Origin of the sequence: Polaromonas sp., assembly GCF_013817205.1 — a bacterium.
Taxonomy (GTDB): Bacteria; Pseudomonadota; Gammaproteobacteria; order Burkholderiales; family Burkholderiaceae_C; genus Polaromonas.
This window is the reverse complement of sequence record NZ_JACDDD010000047.1, coordinates 18,830-29,371: the sequence shown is the minus strand read 5'-3', so window position 1 is coordinate 29,371 and position 10,542 is coordinate 18,830. Positions and strand designations below refer to the sequence as shown.

At 61.6% G+C, this 10,542-nt stretch carries 11 protein-coding genes; 5 read left to right on the top strand and 6 right to left on the bottom strand.

All coding sequences use genetic code 11. The annotated features are described in order from the left end of the window. Positions 1-384 precede the first annotated feature (384 nt). Positions 385-1,278 carry a CAP domain-containing protein gene (locus tag H0W47_RS11890; protein WP_296924569.1) on the bottom strand — a complete coding sequence of 298 codons (894 nt, stop codon included), beginning with the start codon at positions 1,276-1,278 and terminating at the stop codon, positions 385-387. A 145-nt stretch (positions 1,279-1,423) separates the two neighbouring features. Then, complete coding sequence (locus H0W47_RS11885; RefSeq protein ID WP_296924567.1) at positions 1,424-2,164, bottom strand: hypothetical protein; 741 nt, start codon at positions 2,162-2,164, stop codon at positions 1,424-1,426. A 167-nt stretch (positions 2,165-2,331) separates the two neighbouring features. Here H0W47_RS11885 and H0W47_RS11880 point away from each other — a divergent pair, with 167 nt between their 5' ends. Together H0W47_RS11880 and H0W47_RS11875 are read left to right on the top strand one after the other, a co-directional pair. Further along, positions 2,332-2,721, top strand: coding sequence for a type II toxin-antitoxin system PemK/MazF family toxin (locus tag H0W47_RS11880; RefSeq protein ID WP_296924565.1), 390 nt, complete (start codon positions 2,332-2,334; stop codon positions 2,719-2,721). Between the two features lie 109 nt (positions 2,722-2,830). Continuing rightward, a complete protein-coding gene (locus H0W47_RS11875) occupies positions 2,831-3,673 on the top strand; it encodes a YhjD/YihY/BrkB family envelope integrity protein (protein WP_296924563.1) in 843 nt (280 codons plus the stop codon). A gap of 128 nt (positions 3,674-3,801) precedes the next feature. Here H0W47_RS11875 and H0W47_RS11870 read toward each other — a convergent pair whose 3' ends face one another. Further along, a complete protein-coding gene (locus H0W47_RS11870; protein WP_296924562.1) occupies positions 3,802-4,797 on the bottom strand; it encodes a GlxA family transcriptional regulator in 996 nt (331 codons plus the stop codon). Positions 4,798-4,904: 107 nt separating this feature from the next. Between H0W47_RS11870 and H0W47_RS11865 the strand changes: the two genes are divergently transcribed. Both H0W47_RS11865 and H0W47_RS11860 read left to right on the top strand, forming a co-directional pair. Next, the gene (locus tag H0W47_RS11865; protein ID WP_296924560.1) at positions 4,905-5,567 is read left to right on the top strand and encodes a DJ-1/PfpI family protein; all 663 of its coding nucleotides are present in this window, start codon (positions 4,905-4,907) and stop codon (positions 5,565-5,567) included. Positions 5,568-5,593: 26 nt separating this feature from the next. Continuing rightward, on the top strand, positions 5,594-6,385 hold the full coding sequence (locus H0W47_RS11860) for an MBL fold metallo-hydrolase (protein WP_296924558.1): 792 nt from the start codon (positions 5,594-5,596) through the stop codon (positions 6,383-6,385). Between the two features lie 45 nt (positions 6,386-6,430). On the opposite strand, the gene H0W47_RS11855 is transcribed toward H0W47_RS11860, so the two are convergent. Further along, the gene (locus tag H0W47_RS11855; RefSeq protein WP_296924556.1) at positions 6,431-7,267 is read right to left on the bottom strand and encodes a helix-turn-helix domain-containing protein; all 837 of its coding nucleotides are present in this window, start codon (positions 7,265-7,267) and stop codon (positions 6,431-6,433) included. Positions 7,268-7,347: 80 nt separating this feature from the next. Here H0W47_RS11855 and H0W47_RS11850 point away from each other — a divergent pair, with 80 nt between their 5' ends. Beyond that, a complete protein-coding gene (locus tag H0W47_RS11850; protein ID WP_296924554.1) occupies positions 7,348-8,586 on the top strand; it encodes an MFS transporter in 1,239 nt (412 codons plus the stop codon). Positions 8,587-8,623: 37 nt separating this feature from the next. Here H0W47_RS11850 and H0W47_RS11845 read toward each other — a convergent pair whose 3' ends face one another. Together H0W47_RS11845 and H0W47_RS11840 are read right to left on the bottom strand one after the other, a co-directional pair. Next, positions 8,624-9,187 (bottom strand): hypothetical protein, encoded by a 564-nt coding sequence (locus tag H0W47_RS11845; RefSeq protein WP_296924552.1) that lies wholly within the window; start codon positions 9,185-9,187, stop codon positions 8,624-8,626. A gap of 14 nt (positions 9,188-9,201) precedes the next feature. Further along, positions 9,202-10,239: a hypothetical protein gene (locus tag H0W47_RS11840; protein WP_296924551.1), complete on the bottom strand. Its 1,038-nt coding sequence runs from the start codon at positions 10,237-10,239 to the stop codon at positions 9,202-9,204. Positions 10,240-10,542: the final 303 nt, after the last annotated feature.

Here is a 10,542-nt window from a genome sequence, read left to right as displayed (position 1 = left end):
CTCGCCTCGGTGCTCCTGCACCATACGGACCGCGCGTTCGCGTACTTCGGGGGAAAACTTGTTTGATTTCTTCATGGCTCCATCTTCTCAAAGGTTGGAGCCTCCTCAATTCCCGGGGCGATTCAGGATGGTGCACCCCAGCCATATAAGGAGAATCTGCAGTCTGCCGGACTTGTTCGGCAAATGACTGGAGACACCGCGCCGGCATGGGGTGTTGCGTATGAGGTCTCACCACTCGGCAAGACTTTTCTTCGAGTCATGAACACCGAGTAGAGGGAATTCATTGGTTGCGGCGCCTTCTGGTAGTTCTTGCAGGTAGCCTCATAAATGTTTATTGAAGAAGGCTGCAGACTTTCCATAGCAACACAAATCCAAACTAGTGGTCTACCGCCCCGATCCAAACACCTGCGCCCAGTACACCCCGGGCTTGGTCTGCGGGTTCACCGCAAAAGCCGCACCCATTGCTTCAAAATTCGGCGCCATGACGTTGGCGCAGTGGCCTGGGCTGTCCAGCCAGGCCTGAACGGCGTGGTCGGCGGTCAGCTGGCCGGCGGCGATGTTTTCGCCGATGTTGCGCCAGCGGTAGCCGGCACGGGTGGCACGCACATCGACGGTGCTGCCATCCCGCGCGGTATGGCTGAAGTAGTTGTGGCGTGCCATGTCGGCGGCGTGGCTGGCGGCAAGTCCGGTCAGCAGTGTGTGCGACATCAGCGGCGGCACCGCTGGAAAGGGCTGGTCGCCGCAGCGCCGAGGCTTGGCGCGTGCGGTGTTGACAAGTTCCAGGATGCGCGCTTCGATCTGTTGGCCTTCCGAGGCCTGCGGCGCCACGAAAGGCTCGGCCAGTACCACCCAGGTCAGGCTGCCCCGCTGGTGAAAGCCGGCTTCCAGAAAATGGGGCGGCATCACGGCTGGGCAGGATTTGCCCAGCACCCGGGGGGCTAACGCGTCTGCACCGCTGATGCCACCCACAATGAGCTGCGCCGCGCGGGCGGGGCGATAACCGGCGGCGTGGATGGCGTCATCGAGCTGAGCGCCGCCCGAAATCATGACTGCTGCGCGAGACAGGGCCGCGCTTTCCCGCAAGGCGGGTGAACTCGCCGGACCCGAGCCGCAGCCCTGGTCACGCACGGCATTGATCGCGCGCAGCAAGGTGGGGTTGTCTGGTGGGGGCGTCTGGGCCTGCAGGGGGAGGCCCGGCGCCAGCAGGCTGAATACCCCGAAGACCGTGGCCAGTTGCCGGGGCCGCAGGTGGGTGAATATGCCGTGCTTGAAGTTCATCTGGCCATGATAGCCATGCGGTCGTCGTGCCGCACCCGGAGGGTCAAAACCGCTGAACTTGCTATTGTTTTGATAGCTTATCGCCCTTGCCAGAAAAGGGCTAAAGGCCGTTATGGTGCTAAACAGCTGGCAAGCACGCCGGAAGTCAATCTGCCTCAGCCCAACGTCCCGATGAGGCGCAGACCGCGGCAGGCAAGGCCTTCCGGCAGAGCTGGCCATCGATCAGCCGCGCTGCCGTCGCCGGGTCGACGTCGAAACGGATGCCGAGTGAGTGTGCGACAAAGGTGTCATCGATGGGCAACTCCCAGCTCAGGAAGACCTGGCTGCAGTCCGTGCCGGGCAGGAAGTCGGCCGCGTCAAAACCGCTGCCGCTGCGTTTGATCACCGCGTGCGGCTGACCGGTGTCAAAGATCACCACCGTGCCACGTGTCAACGGCAGGCGCCGGTTCAGCGCCGGAAAGTGCAGGTCCAGCCCCTTGTCTTCACTCAGAAACAGGTTGCAAAAGGCAGCACCGCCATACTGCGCGCCGTCATGGTGGTACTTCGCGCCGCGGCAGGCCATTAGCGCGACGTCGGAGCCGGCCAGCACCTCCTGCAAACCCAGCCCGCGCGTCCAGTCAGCCACCGCCTGCACGCAGTGTTTGTGGTCCGGCCAGCGTACGCGTGCCCGTGCGAGGGGCAAAGGCTCAACGTCGCCGGCTTCGAGTTGCAACTGCTGCGCAATGTCACGCTCCCAGTCTGCAAGCAGCAGGGCGGGCGGCGCGGGCACAGGCACGACGCCGGATAGGATCACATTACTGACACTGCGGCTGCGCAGGGTGTCGCTGCTCCAGAAATGGCAGGCAAGTTCGTCCTGCATGTGCGGAGGTGGAGGCGGGGCACTCATGAGGCCAGTGTAGTCAAGCTGCAACGGCAGGCTGGCATGCTGGAGAGGGGTACCGGTTCAAAAGATATAGTCAGGTAATCCCGCATCTGTATGGCTTTGATCCTCGCAGCCTATGGTCCCAACGTGTTCTTTTCGTCGCGGGCAATCTGAAAAGGTCAACCAGATAGATGGATAGGGAAATTGAAGCCCGTGAACGCGACCCAGCCCGATTGGCCAACCGGGGCGATCTTTTCTGGGTTGAAGCCGATGAATCCAGAGGGTCGATTCCCGGGGTGCCGCATCCTCATGTCGTCATTCAGGATGATGTTCTGAACCATTCCCGCATCAGCACCGTGGTGGTCTGCGCGCTGAGTTCGAATCTGGGAAAAATCAGGGAACCAGGGAACGTGTTGCTGGAACCGGGGGAGGGCAATCTGGGCAAGCAAAGCGTGGTTGTCGTTTCGCAGGTTTCCTGCTTGTACAAGGTCCGGCTGGGGGAGCGCATTGGCGCGCTTTCAAGTCAGCGCGTTGAACAGATACTCGCCGGAATGCGGTTTCAGCAAGCGTCTTTTTTTTAGCGCCGGTGAAACCCGTGTGAGTTTTTTCAAAGCGTGCGGCCTGACGCCAGTATCAAGACGGCGTGCCTGAAAAGAAGCCGGCGTCACGCCTTTTTCCTCAAATATCTACATGACCACCAGCAACCGAGCCCGGCCCAGCTTGCCGCGCCTGATCCTCAAACGCGGCAGGGAAGAACGCCTGACCCAGGCCGCGGGCGGGCTCACCTTTGCCGTGATGGTCTCGCTGGTGCCGCTGCTGGCGGTGAGTTTTGCGCTGTTCGCGCGCGTGCCGGTGCTGCGTGCTGCGGGCGAGTCCATGCGCGAGCATTTGCTGCGCGGCCTGCTGCCGGCGGACATTGCGCGGACTGTGCTCACGCACCTAGCGCAGTTCACCGGCAATGCAGGCGGGCTCACCCAACTCGGTTTTGTGCTGCTGCTGGCGTCGGCCTTGATGCTGCTGATGAGCGTGGAGAACACGCTGAACCGGATCTGGCAGGTAAAGAAACCGCGCAGCGTGCTGCAGCGCCTGGTGCTCTACCTGGGCATGCTGCTGACCGGTCCGGTGATCATTGGTGCCAGCCTGTGGGCTGCGTCGTATCTTTCTGCGCTGTCCGGTGGCATGCTGGGCGAGCGCCCCTGGCTGCCGCATGCACTGAACCTCGGCCAGCTGCTGCTGAGCATCGCCGGCTTCGCCTGCCTGTTCCGTTTTGTGCCGCACACGGCCGTACGCTGGCGTAATGCCATCGTTGGCGGCTTGCTGGCCGGCGCGGCCTTTGAACTCGGCAAACACGGGTTTGGAATTTACCTGGCGAAGATGCCAAGCTACCGCACGATTTACGGTGCCTTTGCGCCGCTGTTGGCTTTCCTGGTGTGGGTGTATTACTCGTGGCTGGTCACGCTGTCGGCGGCGCTGGTCAGCGCCAGTCTGCAGCGTGGTAAGGGCCAGGCCGCGCGGCGGTCGGCGCGCGCCTGAGCGTCGCCAGTCACAGACCGGTCTTGTTCTGAAAACAACTCGGCGACTGGCCCATGGCGGCCCACCGCGCTGCGTACCGTGCTCATCGTGCCGACAAACTTCATGAGCTCATGATCGCGGCGCAGCACTTACCGGCGCCGGTACCGGGCAGGTGTTTCCCCCACCCGGCCGGCAAACAGGCGTGAGAAGGTTGCTACGTCGGTGTAGCCAATTTTTTCGGTGATGCGTGCCACGCTCCATGTGGTGCCGGTCAGCAGCTGCTTGGCCTTTTCAACCCGAGCAGTCTGCAGCAGCGCCAGCGGCGTGTGACCGGTTTCTGCCTTGGTTCGACGCAGCAAGGTGCGGGCGCTGACGTGAAAGGCCTGCGCCAGGCGTTCCAAGTTATAGGTTTCGGACAGCCGCTGACCCAGCCATTGCGCCACGCTCTGGGAGAACGAGGGCATGTCCGAAGGTACAAGCGCTGCGTCCACGTACGGCGCCTGGCTGAGGCGCGGGTTTTGCAGCAGCGCAACGCGGGCCGTGGCGGTGGCTACCCGCGCGCCGAGGGTGCGTTTGACAATATGGATGGCTAGGTCAAACACCGAGGTGACCGCGCCGGTGGTGGTGACGGCTCCGTCTTCCACCAGAACCGCTTCGGCATCCACTTTTGCCGCCGGGTAACGCTGGGCCAGGTCTTTGGCAAAAATCCAGGCGGTGGTGACTTTGCGGTCCGCCAGCAGGCCGGCTTCGCCAAGCAAAAAAGTACCCGCACACACCGAAGCCACGGGTGTGCCGCGGGCAAAGCTTTTTTTAATAAAGGCCAGCTCGCGTGACAGCGGGGCTAGCCTGGCGTCCCACGCGCCCTGGCGGCTGACTTCCGGCCCGGGAACGACCAGCAGGTCAAAGACGCGTCGGGGCTGTTTGACGCCTACCGCAACGCCGCCGGCCACTGTGACGGTGCGCCCCGCCATCCCGACCACCTGCACATCAAACGGCTGTGGGGTGCTGACCCCCGGCGCTTTTTCCATGTGGCCCGCCAGGTGGCTGGCAATCAACAGTACATCGACCAAGCCAAAAATCTCTGTGCCCATGCAAGCCTCATAAGCAAGGATGGCGATGCGCAGCGGTTTCTTTTTTTTTGTCATGGGTGGAATAAATACTTGGCGAAATAGCACATAAAACAGTCAATATCGCCATGGTACGCCAGAGCGCACCCCTTTGACAATCTGTGTCATCAACCAAAGGAAACAGCATGCGTCTCTCTATTTTGCTATTTGACGGTTTCACCGCACTCGATGTGGTGGGGGGTTACGAAGTGTTGGCGAATCTGCCCGGAGTGGAAACCGAGCTGGTGGCCGATGCGACTGGGCTGGTGACTGCCGACACGCGTCGCCTGGCCTTGCACGCTTACCGCAGGTTTGACGAAACCCTGACCACCGACATCTTGTATGTGCCCGGTGGTCCGGGTGTGGCCAAGGGCCTGAACAATGCCGCGCTGCTGGAAACCATTCGGCGCCTGCACGCGTCATCGACGTGGACGGTGGGCATTTGCAATGGGGTGGAGCTGCTGGGCGCGGCCGGCGTCATCACCGGAAAAGAAGTCACCACCAACTGGTTTGCGCGTGAGCAGGTGGCGGCCTTTGGTGCCAAGGTATGCAAAACGCGGTATCAGCGTGACGGCAAGCTGGTGACAGGTGCGGGGGTGTCTGCCAGCATTGATGCAGGTCTTTATCTGGCGGGCTTGATCGCTGGTAAAGATATTGCTGTCACCCTTCAGCTGGGCATTGAGTATTACCCCGCACCACCGTTTGGCAACGGCACGCCAGACAGCGCGCCGGCTGCCGCGCAGGCCATGGTGCGCGCCTTTGAGCAAGCCGCGCCGCAGCGCATCGAGTCGCTCAAAGCGCCTTTCTGAATCCCCACGTTTGTGAAAACCTGAACATGAAAATCACCCAGTTGCGCAATGCCACCGTCATCGTGCAGAGTGGAGACCACCGCATTCTGGTTGACCCGATGCTGGCTACTCGGCACGCCTTGCCGCCGCTACGCCTGCTGGACGGCAAGCGCGAGCGCAACCCGACCGTCGAGCTACCGGCGCAGGCCGAGGCGGCGCTCGAGTCGATCACGCACTGCCTGATCACCCATTGCCAGAAAGGGCACTTTGACCACCTCGACCGGGCCGGCAAACGCTGGCTGCGAGAAAAACAGATTCCCGTGATCTGCACGCTGCACGATGCGGGGTATTTGCGCCAGCGTGGCTTGAACGCGCAGCCTCTGCCGGCCGATCACAACCGCCCCAGCCCGTTTCTGGGCGGCACCATTCGCACCGTGCGATGCACCCATGGCGAGGGCTGGATCGGCAAGCTGATGGAGCACGGCGTAGGTTATCTGATCGATCTACCGGGCGAACCCAGCCTGTACCTGGCCGGCGACACGATCTTGACCCCCGGGATTCGCTCGTTTGTGACTGACCGCCAACCCGGGGTGTCTGTGGTGCCCGCAGGCGGCGCAAGTTTTGATATGGGGCAGGAGATCATCATGGGTGTGGAGGAGGTCATTGCCTTCACGCAACTCGTGCAATCGTCGCAAGGCTTGGTGATTGCCAACCACCTCGAAGCGATCAGTCATTGCCCCGTCAAACGCAAGGAACTGGCTGCCGCAGCCACAAGCGCGGGCGTGATGTCACATCTGCGAATTCCGCAGGATGGCGAGACGGTTGAAATTCTTGGGTGAGGTGATGGATCGAATTGCGCCTCGCTGGGAGGGGCTCCTGCGAAATCAGAGTCCGTTTTTATTCTGAAAATAGCTCGGCGACTGGCCCATGGCGGCCTTGAACATCGCTGAAAACGCGCTGTCGCTGGCGTAGCCGCTGGCAGCTGCGACCTGGCTGACTGGCGTTCCGCGCGCCAGCAGCGGCAGGGCATGCGCCAGGATGGCCTGCTGGCGCCACTGCTGGTAGCTGGTGCCGAGTTCATCGCGAAACAGGCGCGCCATGGTGCGCTCGCTGGCGCCCATGCCGGCTGACCATTCGGCCAGGGTGGCGCGCTCGGACGGTGCGCGTAGCACCGCCTCGCACAAGGCACGCAGGCGCTTGTCGCCATGCGCTGCGTGCGGCATGGGCACACCCAGCGGTTGGGTGTTGGCTTGGGTGATCTCGTCGATCAGCAGGCCGCTGAGCATGGCTTCACGCGCCGCGCTCAGGCCGGGGCCGTCGTGCGCGTCAAGTGCAAGCACCATTTCCCGCAGCAGCGGCGACACCACAATGACGCGGCAACCCGGCCAGCCTGCAGGTGTGGAGTTGGCGTGGATATAAAGCGTACGGAAGTCGGCGGCCTCCAGCACGTTGATGGCGTGTAACGCTCCCGGTGCAATCCACACCGCGCGCGAGGGCGGCACGATGTAGGTCACCTCATCTGGAGTGGCTGCTGTCACCTGCAGGATGCCGCTGGCGCAGTAGGCCAGTTGCGCCCAGCTGTGGCGGTGCGGCTCGAAGTGGGTATCGGCAGGGAGGCTGCGCGCGCGCACACGCACCGGGCGCTGGCGCGAGGGTATGAAGGCGTCTATGCCATCCACCGACAGCATGGGCAAAGAGGTGCGCGAGGCAGGGCGAGGCATGGTGCTGATTTGACCGAAATTCGCCAAATCATGTCTTTCTGTCGCATTTAGGAAACGAGGCCCGATATTACGATAGCGCCATGAGCCTGACCAGCACCCTGAATCCGCCGCCCCTCAACCCCGTGAGCCTGCGCCAGGACGCCGGCGTGATCGGCCTGGTGGGGCTGGCCCACATGATCAGCCACTTCAGCCAGTTGTTGCTGGCGCCGCTGTTTCCCTGGCTCAAGGACGAGTTTGCGGTGAGTTATGCGCAACTCGGCTTTTTGATGACCATCTTCTTTGTCGTGTCCTGCGCGGTGCAGGCTGTGTCGGGGTTTTGGGTAGATCGCTTTGGCCCCGGTCCCATCCTGTTTGCCGGGCTCAGCCTGATCGGTATCGCGGCCTTTGGTTATTCGCTCAGTACCAGCTACTGGATGCTGGCGGGTTTTGCAGCGCTGGCCGGCATGGGCAACGGCGTGTTTCACCCGGTGGACTACACATTGCTTAATCGCAAGGTCAGCGGGCCCCGGCTGGGCCACGCCTACAGTGTGCACGGCATTACCGGCAGCCTGGGATGGGCACTGGCGCCAGCCCTGGTGGTACCGCTGACCTTTGCGTACTCCTGGCGGGTGGCCCTGGCAGCCGCTGGTGTGCTGGCCTTTGCCGTGTTGGCCGTGCTGCTGCTGCAGCGGGACAAACTGGCGCTCCCCGTGGCCCCCAGTGTCAAAGGCGTTGCTGCGGTCGACAACTCGCTGGACTTTCTGAAAATCCCCGCCGTGTGGATGTGTTTTGCGTTTTTCTTCTGGTACGCGATTGTGCTCAGCGTCGTGCAGGCTTTTGCGCCAGAGGCGGCGCGCCAGCTGCATGCGGTGCCGCTGGGGCTGGTGGCGATGTGCCTGACGATATACATGGTGTGCAGTGCAAGCGGCATGGTGTTGGGCGGATTTCTGGCTTCAGACACGGCAAAGTGCGAGCGCATTGTCGGTGCCGGTTTTGGTGTGGCGGCGGTCATGGCGCTGCTGCTGGCACTGGCCAGCCTGTCCGCGTGGATGGTGCCGGTGCTGTTTGGCGCCATGGGGTTTGCCTCTGGCATCGCCGGGCCGTCACGGGACCTGCTGGTCAAACGCTCGACGCCGGAAAATGCCTCGGGCCGTGTTTATGGCGTTGTCTATTCGGGTCTGGACATCGGGCAGGCCATATCGCCCCTGATCTTTGGCCTGATGATGGACCACGGCCAGTACCGTGGTGTGTTGCTTGGCTTGGCGATGATGCAGGGGGTGCTGATCGCCAGCGCCTTCAATGTGCGGCGGGTGCGGCGCACGGCCCTGGTTGTGGGGTAGCCACTTGCGCGTCAGAGTGACCGGAAGCTGAGCAGCTTTAGCAAGTCCTGTACAGAATGTGCACCGTATCGGTTCTGACAAACATCGCCAAGAGGTTCATCAATTTCTCGCGGGTTAAGGGCATTTCTGGCAATTGGCTCATTTGGGGCCAACACGCACCCAAATAGATAGCCGGATCGGAAGCGGCGGTGCCTGTTTTCAAGCCAACTACCGGGGTTTCCTTGAGCAGCCCGGGGGCAGCGTTGATGGCGGGGCGCTCCACTTTGACGATTTCGGACACCTGTGTGTTACCTATGAAGAGCGCACCATGCCCCCCGTCGTATACCCGGTAGTGCACGGCGCTCGGCCCCAGCAACTCGACCACGCGCGCGCGCTCGAGCGGCAGGCACACGGCATAGACGCACCAGGGCCTCGGATCCTTTGTCTTCGGCCACTTGGGCTGTATCGCATCAGGATGTATAGGAAAAACAACCTGCGCGAGTTGGCGGGTTTCACCATTCTTCAAGGTGATCGTCTTCTCGCCTTGTGCGTGCGCAGCGCTGGTCGAAAAAAAGGATGCTGCGGACACGATTAACAAAAGAATTCTGGCGGTTGTGGACATGATTGGCCCCTGGGTTAGGTTACTGAACAGAGCTTGGTTCTGACTTTGTCTCGGCCTTCCGTGCCTGTCTCGGTTTTAAATTGATCGGTCATCCGTCCGGCGGCACGACTCAGAAAGGGCAGTTCATTCTCAAAGGTGCCCCGTCTTTTGTGAAACTGGGCGACCCAATCCTTGGCGCTGACGCGAGAAATCGACTTCAACTCCGTTGCGACCTGATTGCTGACTTCCGCTCGCTTTGCGAGCGCGACCACGCATGCCTCAAGCACCTTGTCGGATTTTGCGTTTTGGTCCTCCGCAATTGCGATGAACTTCGTGATCTGTGCAAGCTGATCTTCGGACGGGTCTTCGCCGTCGCCGGGCTTCACACTCCCGTTGGCAAACACGTTGCTGACCAGGCCCGTCTGCTTGGCGAGGTACTGCGCAGCTATTCCCGTGGCGAAAAAGCTGGCGATACGGCCCCGGACTTCGCCGCCGTTGCGATCAGCGCTTGCATTGGCACCCAGGTCGCCACCAAAACTGGCAAAAGTTGATAGGGCGTCGTGCGAATCGCTGGAGCGTTGTCCACTGTTCTTGTTGCCTTTGGACGTGTCGCCGTCGCCGAGCAGTTTGGGACCCTTGTTGCAGTTGACTTGCTCAAACCCCGAGGCATCCGTCACAGTTGTTTGAGTTTGGCCCTTGACCGGCTCGCCTGTTGCCAGGTCGGTCGTTACGGTTTTTTTCGAGGACGGGTCACAAGGAAGAGGGCCATTTGCGCCGTTAGCCCACACCGGCACCCAGGCGAGCTGCCTTTCCCTGTAGCCGAGCGTGATCGATGTCCCGGGATCTGTGGCCGACGGTGTTGCCAACCCCAGGCCAATGTCCCGCTTGACGGAGAAGATCACGGTGTTGTTGTGCTGCGGCATTGCCCCGCAGGCACCAAGCAGCACACTCGCGATGAATAGGCCTATTCGGCTTCCGAGATTGCGCATATCCCCTCCTTGATTTCTGATGTTATTGATTTCGTAAAAAGTGCGCTTGCTGCGCTGCCTTGATTGAAAACGATGACGCGGCATGCGGGCGGCATTGAAACCGCCAACTCCTGGTGCACACCCAGCGACAGCCCGGAATTCGCACGCAGACCCACGCTGCTGATGGAATGGATTCGACTGTCCAGGCCTTGGGCGGCAGTTATTGGTTTGAGGCGGACCAGGCCCAGGTAATAGGTCGCGCCATCGGCATCGGTGTACGAGGAAGCACAGCTGGTGGTCGCCACGCAAAGGCATACCCTGGCGAGCAGCATGCCGCACGACTTGCATACGCTATTCGCTGAGACTGTCTTGCTTGGGTCGGTAGCGCCACTGTTTACCATGCGCAGA